Annotated in this window: 13 protein-coding genes and 1 riboswitch; of the genes, 3 read left to right on the top strand and 10 right to left on the bottom strand. The window is 67.0% G+C overall.

The window, feature by feature from the left end; all coding sequences use genetic code 11:
* Positions 1-12: 12 nt before the first annotated feature.
* The 5 genes from ACREPD_RS12220 to ACREPD_RS12200 all read right to left on the bottom strand — a co-directional run bounded on the left by ACREPD_RS12220 (position 13) and on the right by ACREPD_RS12200 (position 3660).
* On the bottom strand, positions 13-510 hold the full coding sequence (locus tag ACREPD_RS12220; protein ID WP_421569331.1) for an RNA polymerase sigma factor: 498 nt from the start codon (positions 508-510) through the stop codon (positions 13-15).
* 81 nt (positions 511-591) lie between these two features.
* Positions 592-1260 (bottom strand): glutaminyl-peptide cyclotransferase, encoded by a 669-nt coding sequence (locus tag ACREPD_RS12215; RefSeq protein WP_431599591.1) that lies wholly within the window; start codon positions 1258-1260, stop codon positions 592-594.
* Positions 1261-1305: 45 nt separating this feature from the next.
* Positions 1306-2526, bottom strand: coding sequence for a helix-turn-helix domain-containing protein (locus ACREPD_RS12210; RefSeq protein ID WP_431599590.1), 1221 nt, complete (start codon positions 2524-2526; stop codon positions 1306-1308).
* A gap of 85 nt (positions 2527-2611) precedes the next feature.
* A complete protein-coding gene (locus ACREPD_RS12205) occupies positions 2612-3112 on the bottom strand; it encodes a hypothetical protein (protein WP_431599589.1) in 501 nt (166 codons plus the stop codon).
* A 38-nt stretch (positions 3113-3150) separates the two neighbouring features.
* Positions 3151-3660 (bottom strand): hypothetical protein, encoded by a 510-nt coding sequence (locus tag ACREPD_RS12200; protein ID WP_431599588.1) that lies wholly within the window; start codon positions 3658-3660, stop codon positions 3151-3153.
* Positions 3661-3847: 187 nt separating this feature from the next.
* Between ACREPD_RS12200 and ppa the strand changes: the two genes are divergently transcribed.
* Both ppa and ACREPD_RS12190 read left to right on the top strand, forming a co-directional pair.
* Positions 3848-4384 (top strand): inorganic diphosphatase, encoded by a 537-nt coding sequence (gene ppa / locus ACREPD_RS12195; protein WP_421569326.1) that lies wholly within the window; start codon positions 3848-3850, stop codon positions 4382-4384.
* A gap of 152 nt (positions 4385-4536) precedes the next feature.
* Positions 4537-5658, top strand: a complete 1122-nt coding sequence (locus ACREPD_RS12190; RefSeq protein ID WP_431599587.1) for an HDOD domain-containing protein — start codon at positions 4537-4539, stop codon at positions 5656-5658.
* A 227-nt stretch (positions 5659-5885) separates the two neighbouring features.
* On the opposite strand, the gene ACREPD_RS12185 is transcribed toward ACREPD_RS12190, so the two are convergent.
* From ACREPD_RS12185 to thiC, 5 genes are all read right to left on the bottom strand, one after another.
* Entirely contained in the window at positions 5886-8747 is a 2862-nt protein-coding gene (locus ACREPD_RS12185) for a TonB-dependent receptor plug domain-containing protein (RefSeq protein WP_431599586.1), read from the bottom strand.
* A 68-nt stretch (positions 8748-8815) separates the two neighbouring features.
* Entirely contained in the window at positions 8816-9697 is an 882-nt protein-coding gene (locus ACREPD_RS12180; protein WP_431599585.1) for a helix-turn-helix transcriptional regulator, read from the bottom strand.
* Positions 9698-9820: 123 nt separating this feature from the next.
* Complete coding sequence (locus ACREPD_RS12175; protein WP_431599584.1) at positions 9821-12139, bottom strand: winged helix-turn-helix domain-containing protein; 2319 nt, start codon at positions 12137-12139, stop codon at positions 9821-9823.
* A gap of 274 nt (positions 12140-12413) precedes the next feature.
* Positions 12414-13091, bottom strand: a complete 678-nt coding sequence (locus tag ACREPD_RS12170) for an ion channel (protein WP_431599583.1) — start codon at positions 13089-13091, stop codon at positions 12414-12416.
* Between the two features lie 132 nt (positions 13092-13223).
* Positions 13224-15101: a phosphomethylpyrimidine synthase ThiC gene (thiC, locus tag ACREPD_RS12165; protein ID WP_431599582.1), complete on the bottom strand. Its 1878-nt coding sequence runs from the start codon at positions 15099-15101 to the stop codon at positions 13224-13226.
* Positions 15102-15214: 113 nt separating this feature from the next.
* Positions 15215-15316: riboswitch (TPP riboswitch) on the bottom strand.
* Between the two features lie 97 nt (positions 15317-15413).
* On the opposite strand from thiC, the gene ACREPD_RS12160 reads away from it, so the two are divergent.
* Positions 15414-16985, top strand: a complete 1572-nt coding sequence (locus ACREPD_RS12160; RefSeq protein WP_431599581.1) for a BCCT family transporter — start codon at positions 15414-15416, stop codon at positions 16983-16985.
* Positions 16986-17657 lie beyond the last annotated feature (672 nt).

Here is a 17657-nt window from a genome sequence, read left to right as displayed (position 1 = left end):
TGGCGTGGCGGGTCAGGCGTTGCGCGCCCACGCCAGTCGTTGCAGCGCGGCGCGCACATGGTTTTCAACGGTGGTCACCGACACCCCCCGACGCCGGGCAATTTCCGCCTGGGTCAGGCCCTGCAGCCGGTTGAGGCGGAAGATCGTGCGGGTGGGCTCGGGAAGATGATCGGCGGCGGCCAGTACCCGCTGCAGCTCATCCTGTGCCATCGCCTGCTCTTCCGTGGACAACACCTCGTCCGGCCCCCACAGGTAGTGGTCGGCCAGCAGCCGCGCGCGGCGGCTGCGCTCCCGGCCATGGTCGGTGGCAAGGTTGGTGGCCAGACGGTACAGATAGGCGCGCGGGTTGTCGATTGCCACGCCGCCATCGACGCCGCGCGCCTTGAACCAGATCGCCTGGATCACGTCTTCGGCACTGCCGTCGCTGCCCAGGATGCGCTGCACCAGCCGCAGCAGCGCCGGGCGTTCGCGGATCAACAGTTCGGTCAGCGTGGCGGCGTTGGAGGACATGCGAAGGCGGCGCAGCGCAGCGCGCCGGTCGATCCGGAGGGGAGGCGCGGCATGTTACGCCTCAAATGAGAATGAGTCACGTTAAGTGCGGGGGCGGCGCACCGCACGCACCACGCCGCTGCGGCCCCCGCCGCAGTAGAACAGCCCGGCGCCGTCGGCTTCCACGCCGCTCACATGCATGCGTTCGGGCATGCGCAGCTGTTCCAGCACCTGCCCGTTGGTGGGGTCCACCCGGCGGATGTCGCTGTGTTCGCCATCATCGGTGCCGTGCCAGAGCTGACCGTCGACCCAGGTCACGCCGGTGACGAAGCGGTCCGACGCGATGGTGCGCAGGATCTGGCCCGTGGCCGGGTCGATCTGGTGGATGCGGCGTTCCCGGTACTGCCCGACCCACAGGCTGCCCTCCGCCCAGGCCATGCCCGAGTCGGCGCCCGCACCCGGCGCGGGGATGGAGGCCAGTACCTCGCCGCTGCGTGGGTCGATCTTGTCGATGCGCGCTTCGGCAATCTGGTACAGGTGGGTGCCGTCGAAGGTGGTGCCGGCGTCGCACGCCACCGCCAGCGAACGTACCGGCCGACCGCTGTCCGGGTCGATCGCCAGCAGCGCCGTGCCGGTGGCGGCCCATACGTAGCGACCATCGAAGCTGACGCCGTGAATGCAGTCGGCACCGTCGAACGGCCCGTATTCGCGCGCCACCTCCGCGTCGTGAACCTGCGGTGCGGCGGAAGCTGAAAGGGATGCACTGTTCATTGCAGATTCTCCTGGCACGTCCGTCATGGGTGCCTGCGAAAGACACTAGTCGCCCGGCAACGATCCCGGGAGTAACAAGATCGTCGTGAATCCGGCCAGCGGCGCCGCCAACCAACGCTGCGTGCGTCCCCGCCCGTGCGCGCGCACCTGCCCCGTGTCTTCAAGTGCCGCCAGCGCCCGCTGCACCGTGCGCTGGCTGGTGCCCAGCGCCAACGCGAGCGCCGAAGTGGACCACGCCGCACCGTCCGCCAGCAGGGCGGCCACCGCCGCCTGTTCGCCGTCGATCGGCGGTGCCAGCACCGCTACGTCCTGCCCGGGCGCTGCCTGCAGACGGTAGCCGGTGGCGGTCGCCTCGATCTGCAGCAGCCCTTGCACCAAGGCGCGTGCCCGGCCGATATCCACCCGCAGCCGCGCGCGGTGGGTCTCGTCCGCATGGCGCAGGCGGAACACCTGCGCGATCAGCTGATCACGGTCTACCCCGCCCGGCCACGCCTGGCCCAGTGCGCGCAGCAAAGCGAATGGCAGCGGGCGCCGTGCCAGGGAGCGCCACTGGCCACGCGCCCACACACCGCGCCGGCAACCGTCGATGACGCAGCACGGCGAGGCGAGCAGTTGCTGCACGGCGGCCAGGTCCAGCAGGTGCTCGGCACCGCCGTCGGTCCTGCGCGCGGCGGGCCGGGCCAACTGCTGCCGCGCCTGCGCCACTTCCGCCTGCAGCGCGCCAATGCCCGACACCTGCGCCGCAGCGGTGGCGTCCTTCAAAGCGGCCGTGGCCCGTGCCATCTGCAGGGCATGCGCCGCGAGCGCGGCGTCGGTCAGCGCCGCCATGGCCGCCAGCGCGGGCGTCAAGGCGCGTCCCTGCAGATGGGCCAGTGCCTCGGTCGCCTCCTGGCGCCGTCCGAGCAGCAGCCAACGTCGCGCCAGGATCAACCACGCCTGCAGGGCATTGTGGGGATCGACACGTGCCTCCAGCGCGGTAGCCGCTGTCAGCAATGCGGCGCTGGAGCCGGCCAGGTCGCGCAATGCCAGGGCCACTTCCGCCTCGGCTACCACGCAGCGTGCCCGCGCCAGCACCTCGTCGGGCCCGAACCCGCGCCAGGCCAGCCGAAGCAGCTCACGTGCCCGCTCCAGTTCGCCCAACTGGGCCATGGCCACCCCGCGCAGGGCCAGCGCGGGCGGATCCGTGCGCAGGGCGACATTGCCCAACGCGGTCAGGACGTCGCCTGCGGCGAGGGCGCGTGCGGCGGCGGCAAGGAGGGAATCCATGGGCGCAGACTAGCGTAGGCGGTGCCCTCGCTCGCAGACCGTGCTCATGGCGCGCCGGCAAGCGGCAGCAACGGCACGTTTGGGCTCACGAGGGCGGCTGGTGCAGGGTGAGGCAGTCGCCCACCGCTTCGTAGACACTGACGGCGGCGCCGGGCAGGCGCGCGAAGATCGCATTCGGTCCGGACAGCGCCGCAAACAGCGTTTCAACCGAGGTCCCTGCGGGAATCGGCAGGCGACACAGCCAGGTGGGCTGGCGCGCCACGATACGCCCGGACTGTTCATCCACCTCGACCTCGCTGGCCGCGAACGCCCATCGGCACTCACTGACCGATCCGCTGGCGGTTTCGACCGCGCAACGCAGGCGGAACGCCTCGATGTCGCTGAACTCGCCTTCGCAGAAGGTGTCGGCGCAGACATTGTCGAACCCGGCGTTGAGCCGGCGACCGAGGTCGTGGAACCTGTCCCAGTTGGCCTGCACGGTGGGGTAATCGACCAGATCGACGTGGGTCGGCGCCGCAGCGGCCGGTGCCGGGGTGAACGCAGCGGCCAGCAGTAGCGGCAGCGACAGTAATGAGGGGTGGATCATGGAACGGCTCCTTGGAGGTGAGCGGCGGGCGCCGCGGATCAGGGCAGGCAGTCCTGCAATGCGTCGAACAGGGAACGACCCGACCCGGGCAGGGCGTTGAACAGGTGGCCGGAGCTGTCGGGCTGCCAGTCGAGCGCAGCCAGGAAGGTGGCCACCAGCAGGCCTGGCGGCAGCGGGACCGGACAGAGCCAATGGCGGACGTCGGTCTGCAGCGCCCCGGTTCCCGGATGGACCTGGTCGCGGCTCGCGGCGACCGGCAGGCGGCACGCACGAACACCGTCGGTGCGGGTATCGACCACGCAGCTCAGGCCCAGCAGACGGTAGTTGCCATAGCCGTCCGCGCAGAAAAAATCGGGACATAGGTCGTTGAATTCATAGACGATCCAGTCATTCAGCGCGTGAAACCGCCGATCCCCAGGCGTGTCATCGGGCCCCACCCATTCGGCCAGGTCGATATAGCGTGGCGGCGCGGCGTGCACCGCGAACGGCAGCAGCGCGACGGTGAACGCGAGCAGGCAGTGCCGGAGCAGCAGCAGGGCGGTGGGCATGGACAGCCTCGGGGTTCCAGGAGCCACCACGGTGCGCCCGGGCGGCCCCGGAAAGCATCGGCGGCCGCCGCGCCGCGGGGTCAGGAAGCGCCGTCTGGCCACGTCGGTGGCTGCCGGCCTGCACGGCGGGCGGCAAACGCATAAAATGGGAGGTCTTATCGCGACAATCCCCCTCTCGGAGCACACCATGGGTCTGGAACTCGTCTCGCCCGGCAAGAACCCGCCGGAAGAAATCAACGTCATCATCGAGATCCCGAAGGACTCGGAGCCGGTCAAGTACGAAGTGGACAAGGAAACCGGCGCGATCTTCGTGGACCGCATCCTCTCCACCCCGATGCGCTACCCCTGCAACTACGGCTACGTGCCCAGCACCCTGTGTGGCGACGGCGACCCGGCCGACGTGCTGGTGGTGCTGCCGCTGCCGCTGGTGCCCGGTTCGGTGGTGCGCTGCCGTCCGGTGGGCGTGCTGAAGATGAGCGACGAGGCCGGCAGCGACGAGAAGATCCTGGCCGTGCCGATCTCCAAGGTGTTCAGCGGCTACGCGCACGTGGAAGACATCGAGCAGGTGTCCAGCCACTGGCTGGAGCGCATCGGCCACTTCTTCGAGCATTACAAGGACCTGGAGAAGGGCAAGTGGGTCAAGCTGGACGGCTGGGGCGGCGCCGCCGAAGCCAAGCAGATCCTGGTTGACGCGCACAAGCGCTACCTCGCCGAGCCGCGCTGAGCCCGGCCTGCCCCGCTCCGGCGCCTGCCGCCGGAGCGATGGGCATCACGTTTTTACGATGCGGCACATCACTCTTTGTGCCGGATTGGGTACATTGCGACTTCTACACCGTCCACGGTGCGTTTCACCGTGGTCACCCAGGGGACTGTGTCGTGCGTATTCTGCTAGTTGGGGACGAAGCCAGCCTGTCGGCTGAGCTGATGGATTTCATTGCCGATCTTGGGGAAGAGTGGCAGCCGCTGACGGCGCCGGATGGCCAGTCAGCCATGAGTATCGTGGCGTCCACGCCGATCGATGCGGTGATTGCCTGCCCCGTACTGCCCGATCTCACGGCCACCACGCTGCTGGGCCAGATCCGGACGCTGCGTCCGGAGACGATCCGCATCGCGCTGGTGGATGCGGCCCAGGGCAACCGGCCGCCGCCGGCGCGCCTGATCGGCGTGGCCCATCGTTTTCTGCCGTTGCCGCTGGCACCGGAAGTGCTGCTTGAAGCGCTCACCAGCCTGGAAGAGCTGCGCGAACTGCTGGACAGCGCGCGCCTGCGCAGCGCCATCGGCCGCATCGAAAAGCTGCCCTCGCCGCCGCACCTGTACCTGAGCCTGACCCAGGCGCTGGAGCATGACGACGACACCGATACCGCCGATGTCTCCAAGCTGGTCTCGGCCGACCCGGCCATCGCGGCGAAGGTGCTGCAGCTGTCCAATTCGGCGTTCTTCAACAGTGGCCGGACGATTTCCGACCTGCGCACGGCCGTGACCCGGCTGGGCCTGGCGACCCTGCGCGACCTGGTGCTGGCGAGCGAGGTGTTTTCCGCATCGCCGCTGTCGGGCGCCGAACGCAACGCGCTGCAGCAGCGTGCGCTGCTGGCCTCTCGGCTGGCGGCGAAACTGCTGCCCGATTCCAGCGCCGAGCTGGGCGCGACCGCCGCACTGCTGGCCGATATCGGCCTGCTGCTGCCGGGCGTGCGCAACGAACGCACGGATCCGGCCAGCGATGCCGACCCGCGCCCGGGCCACAGCGAAGCCGGTGCCTACCTGCTGGGCCTGTGGGGCCTGCCGATGCCGATCATCGAGGCGGTGGCGTTCCACCTGCAGCCGCAGCGCTCGAACACGCGCAGCTTCTGGGTGACCGGTGCGGTGCATGTGGCGCTGGCGCTGGTCAACGGCGACCCGGTGGACGAGGAATACCTGCAGCGTGCCGGCGTGCTGGCCAAGCTGCCGCAGTGGCGTGACCACGCCAATGGGCTGATGGGTCTGGCTACCGCGGACGCGTAACGCGCGACGACCAACGGTCGCCGCCTACCGGCGGCGTGGGAAACGATGATGGCGTGCCGTGAGGCGCGCCATTTTTTTGTGCGCGGACACGACCAACGGTCGTTGCCTGCTGGTAGATCACGACCAACAGTCGTTGCCTGCCGGTAGATCACGACCGTTGGTCGTGATCAAAAAAAGGGCGGCCCTTGCGGGCCGCCCTCGTTTCATTGCACCAGTGGTTCGATGGATCAGAACTTCTGGGTGTACTTCAGGTAGTAGAAACGACCGATGTCGAAGCCGCCGTAGTACGAGAAGCTCGAGTTCGGCTGGCTGTACATGATCGGACCTTCGTGGTTGAACACGTTGTTCGCGCCGGCCGAGATGGTGGCATCCCACGGGGTGTTGTAACGCACCTGCAGGTCATGGAACGTGTTCGAACCGGTGTTGCGCACCGGGATGGCCAGCGTGTACGCCGACTGGAAGCTCGGGTTGTTGCACTCCGGGCCGCCGTCGATATCGTACGCGCACTCTTCCTTCAGGCCGGAGTAGTAACGCACACCCCAGTTGACGCCGAAGTTGCCGTAGCTCCAATCGACATTCAGGTTCGAGCGGACGCGGAAGTTCGCGCCCCAGTCACCCGTGCCCCAGCCAGTGTGCTGCTCGACGGCGGTCTGCTCTTCGTTGTCACGCTTGTACTCGAGGTAGTCCACATACGTGGTCTTCCAGTCGATGACGATGTTGCCGAAGGACAGTTCCGGCAGGCGGTACTTGACGCCCAGGTCGTAACCTGCGGTTTCCTGGTAGCCGCCGTTGATCAGCGTACGGGTCACGTCGACCACCTGGCCCGAATCGGCATCACGCACGAAACGGTCGCAGGCGTTGGCGTTGTTCAGCACGTAGCACTGGTTCAGGATCGAGGTGACCGACTCCGCCGCGATGACGTTGTTGATCCGGATCTTCCACCAGTCGAGGCTGATGTCCAGGCCCTGCACGAAGTTCGGGCTGTAAACCAGGCCGAGGGTCCAGGTCTTGGAGGTTTCCGGGGTCAGCTCCTTGTTGGAACCGGACAGGTACGCGTAGTTCGACTGCGCACCGGCGCCCGAGGCATCGACGCCGCCCGACGCTTCCTGACGGAAGTTGGCCGGCACGACAGCCGCACAGCGAGCCGCAACGTCACCGTTGCGCACGGCTGCACCGAAGGAGGTGTCGCACGGATCGGTGTACTTGTCGAAGGTTTCCGAGGTGCCGCCGTACAGATCAGCCACGGTCGGTGCACGGAAGCCCGTCGCGTAGGTGCCACGGACCAGCAGGTCGTCGATCGGCTTCCACTTCAGGCCGAACTTGCTGTTGATCGTGTCGCCGAAGGTGTTGTAGTCCGAGTAACGGCCAGCCATGTCGACCGACAGTTCCTTGGCGAACGGCAGGTCAGCCAGGATCGGCACGTTCAGCTCGAGGTAGTACTCGTCCAGCTTGTAGCCACCGGCGGTCGGCGCGCCGGCCAGATCGGTGCTCAGACCCGACTGCAGCAGGGCGTCCGGGCTGTAGTTGGCGTCTTCTTCGCGGTGCTCATAGCCGGTTGCGAACGACAGGTCGCCCGCCGGCAGGGTCACGATGGAACCGCTCAGGTTGGCGCTGTACACCTTGCTGGTGGTGACCGAGGTATCGTGGCTCGGCAGGAACAGGTAGTTCCGCAGTGCCTCGTTGTCCAGCGAGCCCTGGCCTGCAGTGCCGTACGGCAGCAGCGGGTTCCACGGGGTGCAGCCAGCGATCGGGGCGGCAGCGGAACCGCACTGGGCCACGCCATTGGCATCGATGTACGACGCACCGACGGCGTTCTGCACATTCGGGATGAACAGGTTGCCGGTGCCGGTCTTGACGCCCTTGTTCCGGTTGTAGACGTAGCCCACATCCCAGTCGAAGTACTTGTCAGCGAATTCGAACGAGCCTTCCAGACCGCCGCTGAAGCGGAAGGTGTTCAGCTCGGACTTGGTCTGGCGCGGCATTTCCCAGGTACGACGCATGAAGTCGACGTCGGTATCCAGGGGGTTGAACACGCTGTCGGCCGACAGCTGGGTGCCGTACGGCACCGAGCGGTACGGATAACCGGCGATCTGCTGCAGCGCTTCACGCTCGGTGTACAGAACGCTGGCGTTGCCGCGGATGCTGTCGGTGAAGTCGAACTGACCATTGCTGAAGACCGAGCGACGCTTGATGCCGGTCGACAGGAACATCTGCTGCGACGGGTTGGACAGGTCGGCGTTGGTCAGCGCGTGGTAGTCGGCAAAGTTGGTCGGATCGCCACCCTGGTTCAGGGTGTAGTTGCCGCCCGGAGTGACCAGCACGCCGTTCTCGGTGATCGCGCTCCAACCGTTGGAGTTGTCATCGGTCGGGGTCGGGTGACGGTAGCCGTTGGAGCTGGCGCTGTAGCGACGATTCTTCGCCAGCACCGGCTCTTCTTCGCTGTATTCGGCGCCGAAGGTGATCGAACCACGCTCGCCGGTCTGGCCGTAGACGAAGTTGTAGGTGGTCTTGTCGCCGTCGCCCTGACCGTACTGGCCCTTGTAGAAGCTGGCTTCCAGACCGTCGAAGTTCTTGCGGGTGATGATGTTCACCACGCCGGCGATCGCATCCGAACCATAGATGGCCGAAGCGCCATCGGTCAGGACTTCAATGCGCTCCACGACCGAGGTCGGGATCGATGCCAGGTCGGTGTAGCCGCCGGAGCTGACGCCCATGCGCTTGCCGTCCAGCAGCACCAGGGTGCGTTCCGGACCCAGGTTGCGCAGGTCGACGTACTGGCCGCCGACTTCTTCGCCCGACGACAGTGCGTCGGCGCGGCTGATGGCCGGGGAACCGGTGGCCGACAGGTTCTGCACGATATCGGCAACGCTGGTGAAGCCCTGCTTCTCGATGTCGGCACGCGTCAGCGCGATGACCGGCTGAGCAGTTTCCATGTTGGCCTGGCGAATGCGCGAGCCGGTGACCGAGATGCGATCCAGGTCAGTGGTGCCGGAGGCTGCTTCCTGTGCCGAGGCAAGGCTCGGCACGAGCGCCAGCGCAATGCTGGCCGGCAGAAGACCCAGCCGCACTGCGGGAGTACGAAAATTCATCAATCTCTCCAAGGTACGTTAGTAGCGTGTTAAACCGCCTCGGAAAGTTACGATTGCGTTACCGTTTATTATTTGCGCGATGCCACCGGACTCTTTGCCGACTTTGGCGGGAGTAGTGCGCCGGCCTGACGGAAGCCCGATGCCGACTGCCCATACCGGGCGCGGAATGCACGCGCGAAGCTGCAGCAATTGTCGAAACCGCTTGCGGCAGCTACTTCGCCGATCATCATGTCGGTGTCGCGCAGCAGGTCGGCGGCACGTTCCAGGCGCAGTCGCGCCGAGAGCGATTGCGGACTCTCTTCGTACAGGCTCTGGAACGTCTTGGACAGATACCAGCTGGAGAAGTTGGTCAGTTCGGCAAGCTCGCCGATGCGCACCACCCGGTGGCTGTTGCCTTCCAGGAACAAACGCGCACGCTGCATGCGGCCAAACACCTGGCGCTTGCGCAGACGCGAACGGCCCGGACAGCGCTGAACGCCGGTAGCAAGCGCGCCCTGCAGCGAGGCCAGATGCAGCAGCACCGGGCGCAGCGACTGTGCCGGCTGGCCGTTGGCGAGCGCTTCGCGCCACAGGCGCAGGGCAACCCGCACTTCGCTGCGCGACATGCTGCCGCGGCCGGCATAGAGGCTGCAGTCGGCCAGCTCGCCGAGCGCACGCATGGCCTCGGGCGTCAGGCTCAGGCCAATGCACAGGCCATCGCGCCCGGCCTGGATCATCGGCTTGGATTCCTTCTCGAACGCAATCCACTCGCGCTGGCGCAGCCGGAACTTGCCCTCCTTCGATTCGACCCAGGCGCTGCCGCGCAGCTGCATCCACACCGTGAAGGTGGTGCCGGCGGTCTGCAGGCTGCCCAGCCGGGCCACGCCCAGGCACGTCGGCAGCGGACCGTCGTCGACGATCTTGTCCAGGGAGAGCGATTGGCCGCGATCGGCGAGAGAGAGCTGACGCATGACGTGCACCGGGGTTTGCCGTTACGGGGCAACCGTTTTGCCAAATCAGGCGGGCAGCGTCAGGAACGAACTACGAGATTGATCCGAATTCGACACGAGGTCGCCACGAAAGAATCACGAAGGCTATTTCCCCTTCCAGAACAATACGTTGCTGATGGAGGAGAACACCGGGCGCGGCGGTTCGGGCATCGTCATCACCCCGATGTCGGCCCCGTCGGCCACTGCCAGCGCCAGGTACAACGCGCTGCCGTCGGGTTGCGCACTGAATCCGTTGCCGGCGCTGAGCCGCTCGGCATCCAGGCAGTACTCGGCACCGGCCGACGGGGTGCTGATCCGCGCGAAGGCGGTGGCGCAGTCGGCGCTGCTGGACAGGTAGCCCAGGCTGCCATCGCGTGCCACGGCCCAGGTCCGGTAGCGCCAGCGCGAGGGCCGGTCCTCGCTGACCTGCTGGATACTGGCCGGGTCCAGGTGGGCGTCCGCCGACCACAGCCCGCCCGCCGACAGCCGGGTGAACAGAACACGCTGCTGGGCGGTATCGAATCGTGCCTGCGAGACGCCCTCGATCTGCCCCAGCAACTTCCAGGGTGAGCTGCGCCGATCGAACAACGACAGGCGCATGCGTTCGTCCTGGTCGCGCTCGACCACCAGCACATGGTCGTTGTCGCCGGCGTACAAGGCCTGCAGCGGCTGCGCGACCGGGACGGGCAGCGCCACGACCTGCTCGTCGCGCGGCGACACCTCGTAGATGAGCGGCTGCCCCTGCCCGTCACGGCCGGAGACCAGCAGATGCGTGCTGTCGGCCGACCAGTCGGCGGCCTGCCGGGTTTCCGGGCGCAGGCCCTCCACCGGGCGCAGCGACTCCGGGCGGGTCAGGTCCGCCCACCACAGGCCGTAGTTGCCCGAACGGTCCGAGGTGAACACCAGTTGCTGGCCGTCCGGCGCCAGCATTGGCTGGCCGTCACGCCCATTGGACGGGAACAGACGCTCGGGCGTGCCCGGGCGTCCGTCGGTGACCGGCACCCGGAACAGGCCGAACTGCGCCTTGCGGTGCACGAAGGCGAGCATGTTGTTGTGCCGCGACAGCGCTGGCGACTGCGCATCGTCGATGCCCACGTCGCGCAACGTGCGGGTCTCGGTGTCCAGTTCGTACAGCCGCGCCTCGCTGTCCACGCGGCGGCCAAACACGATGTGGCGGCTGTCGCTGCGCCAGGCCCAGCCGCGGATCTCGGCCGAATCATTGGTGAGCTGCTCGGGCACCCCGCCCTGCGCCGGCAGGCGCCACAGGTCGCCGATCTGCGGGTTGCGCACGAACACGATCCAGCGCCCGTCCGGAGAGAAGCGCGGCGCGTAATCGAAACTGTCTTCGGCCACCGCATAGTTCAGTGCCGTCCACTGGCCACTGGCGATATCCAGCACGCGGATGCCACGGTACGCGTGGCGCCCGGACAGCGAGCCGAACACCAGCCCGCGCCCGTCGGGCGTCCAGTCGAAACTGAGCAGCTCGGTACCATCGCAACGGGTCACATGGCGCAGCGCGCCGCCCGTGGCGCTGCCGATCAGCACCTCGCAGCTGGCGCCGGGCCCGAACCGGGCGAACGCGATCTCGCGGCCATTCGGCGACCAGCTGGGAAAGCGGTCCGAATGGCCCGGCGACGTATCGGCCAGCGCACGCGCCGGCGCATTGCCCGAGGTCTGCACTTTGATGGTGCTGCCGCCGTGGGCGGTGCCGTCGGCCTCGTAGGCGACCTGCGAGCCGTCCGGGGACACCGTGGGATAGGTTTCGAAGCCGGAGGTGGCCGTGATCAGCCGGTACGGGCGCTGCGGGCTACCCACCACGCGGCTGCCGTCGGCCAGCACGCCACTGCCGCTGGGTTCCTGACCCGGACGCTGCAGCAGCAGCGCGGTCATCACCAGCAGGGCCACGACCATGCCCAGCCCGACGGCCAACAGAACGTAGCGACGCATGCGCCGCCAGCGGCTGCGCGGCCGCGTGCGCGGCGCGGCGCTGGCCGCGGCGAACACGGCCGACAGCGCGTGGCGTTCGTCTTCATTGGGCGCTGCGTCGGTCGCCGTCTCGGGCGCGGTGTCTACCAGCTCCGTGACCGGCTGCAGCAGCCGATAGCCGGACTTGGCGATGGTTTCGATATAGGCCGCGCCGCCCTCGTCGTCGCGCGAGAACGCCTTGCGCAGCTGGGTGATGGCCTGGGTCAGTACATCGTTGGTCGGCAGCGTGTCCGGCCAGACCTCGGCGAACAGCTCCTCACGGGTCACCACGGCACCCGGCACGCGCATCAGCACCCGCAGCACGCCCAGCGCCTTCGGCGTGAGCCGGCGGACACGACGCGCACCGTCGACCATCACCTCACGCGATGAAATCGTGATCGTGCAGTCGCCGATCCTGATGCGGTCGGCCGTGGCGGTGCCATTCTCGATGCTGATCATTCCGGTGATACGTACAACAGCAGGGCAACAGGAATGCAGCACTCACCGAATCAGGTTACTGATCGATCGAACCGCCAGATTCCGCAAAAGGCATCAGCGCAACGCGCAAAACCACTGAACCGCGCGAATACTAGCCTATGCAGGTTAAACCGCGCCTGTGCGCGGGGACGACATCAGGCCCTCTCTCGCCGACGAATCCACATAAACTGCTTCACTATTCGCGCCTCCGGGCGCGAATTTTTTATGTGCGATTCAGAATTACTTTATCCCTGATTCAGTTTCGCGCGTTTCGGATCATCGTCAGCCCGACCAGCCGGGACACCACCAGCGCCACGTACATCACCCCCGCGAACTGCTCCAGCATCACCAGCGCACGCGCCTGCGGATGAACGGGCACCACGTCGCTGAGCCCCACGCCGGACAGCAAACTGAAGCTGAGACAAAGCAGCTCCATCCAAGTGCGCAGCTCACTTTCGCTGGTCGCCATGAAGCTGCCGGGGTACCACTGCTGGCACACCGCGAAGGCGAACGCGAACGCCCACGCCAACAACGTGAAGGTGGCACCGGCGGCGAACAGCTCGTCGCGGGTGACCTTATGGTCCTGCAGCATGTACGCGATCAGGCTGCCGGCGGTATAGAAGTAGAGCAGGCATTCGAGCAGCTGTGCCGTGGTGACCAGGGCGGGCCGGCCCAGCAACGCGCCGGCAATGGAGAACACCACCGAGGGAATGGCCAGCACCAGCGCCACCCACATGCCCAGCGGGCTGCGCCGCACCACCCATAGCGCCAGGCCGAGCACGGCAATGCCGAACGCCCCGAACAGCGCACGGCCCGCCCCGGATTCGTCCATGGCCGGGTACAGCAGCACGCCCAGCAGCTGCACGCCGAGCAGCCAGGCCGAGGGATGCCGGCGGGCGATGGCCAGCCATTTGGTGGTGCGTGCGATCGCCATCGTGGTGGTCCCTGCCCCTGTGTCGGTCGGCCGAAGCTTAACGGAGGCGGCACCGAGGCGGCATGACGGCCGCCCCGGCACCCCGCGATTGGCGGGTCATGGCCCTATGCAGTCACGACCAACGGTCGTGACTTACCCCGGTCGGTAGACCTCGGCGCCGAGTTCGCGGAATTGCGTGGACTTCTCCGCCATACCGGCGGCCAGCGCGGCCTGCTCGTCCAGCCCCTGCCCCGCCGCATAGTCGCGCACGTCCTGGGTGATCTTCATCGAGCAGAAGTGCGGGCCGCACATGGAACAGAAGTGCGCCAGCTTGTGCGCGTCCTTGGGCAGGGTTTCATCGTGGAACTCCTTGGCCTTCTCCGGATCGAGGCCGAGATGGAACTGATCCTCCCAACGGAATTCGAAGCGTGCCTTGCTCAGCGCGTTGTCGCGTACCTGCACACCAGGATGGCCCTTGGCCAGGTCGGCCGCGTGCGCGGCGATGCGATAGGCCATGATGCCGTCGCGCACGTCCTGGCGGTTGGGCAGGCCCAGGTGCTCTTTGGGGGTGACGTAGCAGAGCATGGCGGTGCCATACCAGCCGATCATGGCCGCGCCGATCGCACTGGTGATGTGGTCATAGCCCGGCGCGATGTCGGTGGTGAGCGGCCCCAGCGTGTAGAACGGCGCCTCGCCACATTCGCGCAGCTGCTTGTCCATGTTCTCCTTGATGAGCTGCATCGGCACATGGCCGGGGCCCTCGATCATGGTCTGCACGTCGTGCTTCCAGGCGATCTTCGTCAGCTCACCCAGCGCTTCGAGTTCACCGAACTGCGCGGCGTCATTGGCATCGGCGATGCAGCCCGGGCGCAGGCCATCGCCCAGCGAGAAGGTCACATCGTAGGCCTTCATGATCTCGCAGATGTCCTCGAAGTGCGTGTAGAGGAAGTTCTCGCGGTGATGGGCCAAGCACCACTTGGCCATGATCGAGCCGCCGCGCGAGACGATGCCGGTGACGCGCCTGGCGGTCAGCGGCACGTGACGCAGCAGCACACCGGCATGGATGGTGAAGTAGTCCACGCCCTGCTCGGCCTGCTCGATGAGCGTGTCGCGGAAGATCTCCCAGCTCAGTTCTTCCGCGCGCCCGTCCACCTTCTCCAGCGCCTGGTAGATCGGCACCGTGCCGATCGCCACCGGTGAGTTGCGCAGGATCCATTCGCGCGTTTCATGGATGTGCTTGCCGGTGGACAGGTCCATCACGGTGTCGCCGCCCCAGCGGATCGCCCACACCAGTTTCTCCACCTCCTCGGCGATGCCGGAGGACACCGCGCTGTTGCCGATGTTGGCGTTGATCTTGGTCAGGAAGTTGCGGCCGATGATCATCGGCTCGCTTTCCGGGTGATTGATGTTGTTGGGCAACACCGCGCGGCCGCGTGCGATCTCCTCACGCACGAACTCGGGCGTGATCGAGGCGGGGATGGACGCGCCGAATGACTGGCCCGGGTGCTGCATCAGCAACGCCTTGTCACGGATCGCCTCGATCCGCTGGTTCTCGCGGATCGCCACGAACTCCATTTCGGGCGTGATGATACCGCGCCGGGCATAGTGCATCTGCGTGACATTGGCACCGGCCAGCGCGCGGCGCGGCTGCAGGCGCGAGGGGAAGCGCACCGCGTCGAGGCGGGCATCGGTTTCGCGCGAGCGCCCGAAGGCCGAGCTCAGCCGATCCAGCAGTTCGGTATCGCCGCGCTCGGCCACCCAGCCCGCGCGCAACGCGGGCAAGCCGGTGGAGAGGTCGATGCGGGCCTCCGGATCGGTGTACGGACCGGACGTGTCGTACACCGTCAGCGGCGCGTTCTCTTCGCCGCCGAACAGCGTGGGCGTGCGGGTCAGCGCGATCTCGCGCATGGGCACCTGCAGGTCGCTGCGCGAGCCCGCCACGTGGATCTTGCGCGAGCCGGGAATGGGCCGCGTGACCGATTCGGACAACTGCTGGGCCTGTTGCTGCAGGGCGGAAGGGTGTGCGTTCATCGGGCATCGTCCTGGGTTATCGGTGCGAGGGTTCGCACGGCAAGGGACGAAGCGGCGGCGCACGGCAGGCGCACGGCGCGCGGATGCCAGGCGGGGGCTGGGCGGCGCGGTGCATCGGCTGTTGCGAAGCTTCCCTACGCCGGTATCAACCGGATCAGGTTCGAAGGGACTGTCTCAACCGTGGCCACATGGCCGCGGTACCCCCGCTTCGGGGCCGATTAGACCACAGCTGCCCCGCCTTGTGCAGCCGTCGGTGGCCGCCACGCGGTTTGTGAACAGCGGGGTCATGCCGCCTTGGCTAGACTGCCGCGCATGGTATTTCGACTTTCAATCGCGCTGGTGGTGCTGCTGGTGCTGGTGGCCGGCATCGCGCCGGACCCGTTCAACGAGGTTGTCCGCGGCGGCCTGGTCCACATCATCCGCAGCGCGGGCTGGCTGTATCTGCTGGTGGTATTTATCACTCTCTCGTTTCTGCTGTATCTCGCCTTCGGCCGGCTCGGCTCGCTGCGGATCGGCGGCGAAGATGCCGAGCCGGATTTCTCCAACGCCAGCTGGATGTCGATGCTGTTCGCCGCTGGCATGGGCATCGGGCTGGTGTTCTGGGGCGCGGCCGAACCGGTCTCGCACTTTGTCACCCCGCCCGAGGGCCTGGCACCGCAGAGCATGGAGGCGGCGCGCGCTTCGATGCGTTACGCGTTCTTCCACTGGGGCCTGCACCCGTGGGCGATCTACGCGTTGATCGGTCTGGCGATGGCGTGGTTCCAGTTCAACCGCAACGGCCGCGGGCTGATCAGCGACCTGCTGCAGCCACTGATCGGCGCCCATCACCGTGGTTGGATCGGCACCGTCGTGAACGTGGCGGCCGTCGTCGCCACCGCGATCGGCGTGGCCACCACCCTGGGATTCGGCACCATCCAGATCGCCGCCGGGCTGGAGCGCGTATTCGGCATCCATGCCGGCGCCCCACTGCAGCTGACCATCATCGCCGTGGCCTTCGTGCTCTACATGGCCTCCACCGCCAGCGGCGTGCACCGTGGCATCAAGTGGCTGTCCAACTTCAACCTGGCCCTGGCCGCCCTGCTGCTCGCGCTGGTGATGGTGCTCGGGCCCACCGCCTTCATCTTCGACACCCTCACCACCACGATTGGTTCTTACCTCAACCAGCTGGTGACCATGAGCCTGCGCATGTCGCCGTTCTCGGGCAGCACCTGGGTGGCCGACTGGACCATCTTCTACTGGGCATGGTGGATCGCCTGGGCGCCGTTCGTCGGTTCCTTCATCGCGCGCGTCTCGCGCGGGCGCAGCATCCGCGAGTTCGTCCTGGGCGTCGTGATTGCGCCGAGCGTACTGGGCTTCCTGTGGTTCTCCGTATTCGGCGGCACCGCGTTGTGGTCGCAGATCTTCGGCCACGTCGATCTCGTGCAGGCGCTGGGCACCGGCTACGAGACCGTGTTGTTCACCATGTTCGACAGCCTGCCAATGCCCACCGTGCTCTCGGTGCTGGCGCTGATACTGCTCATGATCTTCTTCGTCACCTCGGCCGACTCCGCCGTGCTGGTGCTGGCCACCATGTCCACAGATGAAGCGGGCGACCCACCCTTGTCGCGCCGCATCACCTGGGGCGTGGCGATCGCACTGATCGCCGCCGTCCTGCTGCTGGCCGGTGGCCTGGACGCCCTGCAGGGCATGATTACCATCGCCGCCCTGCCCTTCGCCCTGTTGATGCTGGCGGTGATGTGGTCGCTGTACCGCGTGCTGGACATGGAGTACGCCCTGCAGCGCCGCCGCGCCTTGCGCGCGCGGCGGATGATGGATGCGTGGATCGAGCGCGAGATCGCCGCGCAGGAAGAGACGCGGGATGAGGCGTCGCGGGCGGATACCTAGCGCTTAGGAGCAGCGTTTCGGGCTCTACGTGCTGGGGCGGCCGTCGGGCAGCCCCGCTCCGGGACACGCCGCAAGTACGTCCTTGTAGGCTGCTCCAAAACTTGCGCGTGTACGCAATCCTGCGTACACGGCAAGGCCGGGGTTGGGCGTCCTGCCCAACCCGTCCGGCGCATGCGCCGGACCCATGTTTTCTAGCGTCCCTCCGGGGGCTACCCGCCGGCCGCCCCCGATAGATGGTCGCGTGCGGAGGGAAAGAGCAGCCACGCATGGCGTGGCTCTACGCGGCGGCTATGCCGAATGCGTCTGGGCCGGTTACGCGGCGGTTACGTCGAATAGGTCTGGGGCCGGTTACGCGGCGGTTACGCCGCACAGGTCTGGGGCCGGTTACGCGGCGGTTACGCCGAATGGGTCTGGGGCCGGTTACGCGGCGGGTGCGCCGAATGGGTCTGGGCCGGTTACGCGGCGGTTACGTCGCACGGGCCTGGGCCGGTAGATTCGGTTCCCGAACGAATGCACGGAACCCACCAACGTCCGGTAACGCAGGAAAAATAATCGGAACCGCCGTTGATCTTCCGAGGCCACCAATACCCCGTCGAGGGTCGGCGGGGGCGGGTTTGCGGGACTGTAGAAAACATGGATGTTTTCTACAAGCCTACACGGACGTATTCACGG

The organism is Stenotrophomonas sp. (genome assembly GCF_050737075.1).
In the GTDB taxonomy this organism is placed as follows: Bacteria; Pseudomonadota; Gammaproteobacteria; order Xanthomonadales; family Xanthomonadaceae; genus Stenotrophomonas.
Note: the sequence above shows the minus strand (reverse complement) of the source record. Positions and strands in the feature narration are given on the sequence as shown.

Coding starts and splice junctions, on each gene's coding strand:
- ACREPD_RS12220 (WP_421569331.1), bottom strand. CDS start 510: ATGTCCTCCAACGCCGCCACGCTGACCGAACTGTTGATCCGCGAACGC.
- ACREPD_RS12215 (WP_431599591.1), bottom strand. CDS start 1,260: ATGAACAGTGCATCCCTTTCAGCTTCCGCCGCACCGCAGGTTCACGAC.
- ACREPD_RS12210 (WP_431599590.1), bottom strand. CDS start 2,526: ATGGATTCCCTCCTTGCCGCCGCCGCACGCGCCCTCGCCGCAGGCGAC.
- ACREPD_RS12205 (WP_431599589.1), bottom strand. CDS start 3,112: ATGATCCACCCCTCATTACTGTCGCTGCCGCTACTGCTGGCCGCTGCG.
- ACREPD_RS12200 (WP_431599588.1), bottom strand. CDS start 3,660: ATGCCCACCGCCCTGCTGCTGCTCCGGCACTGCCTGCTCGCGTTCACC.
- ppa (WP_421569326.1), top strand. CDS start 3,848: ATGGGTCTGGAACTCGTCTCGCCCGGCAAGAACCCGCCGGAAGAAATC.
- ACREPD_RS12185 (WP_431599586.1), bottom strand. CDS start 8,747: ATGAATTTTCGTACTCCCGCAGTGCGGCTGGGTCTTCTGCCGGCCAGC.
- ACREPD_RS12180 (WP_431599585.1), bottom strand. CDS start 9,697: ATGCGTCAGCTCTCTCTCGCCGATCGCGGCCAATCGCTCTCCCTGGAC.
- ACREPD_RS12175 (WP_431599584.1), bottom strand. CDS start 12,139: ATGATCAGCATCGAGAATGGCACCGCCACGGCCGACCGCATCAGGATC.
- ACREPD_RS12170 (WP_431599583.1), bottom strand. CDS start 13,091: ATGGCGATCGCACGCACCACCAAATGGCTGGCCATCGCCCGCCGGCAT.
- thiC (WP_431599582.1), bottom strand. CDS start 15,101: ATGAACGCACACCCTTCCGCCCTGCAGCAACAGGCCCAGCAGTTGTCC.
- ACREPD_RS12160 (WP_431599581.1), top strand. CDS start 15,414: ATGGTATTTCGACTTTCAATCGCGCTGGTGGTGCTGCTGGTGCTGGTG.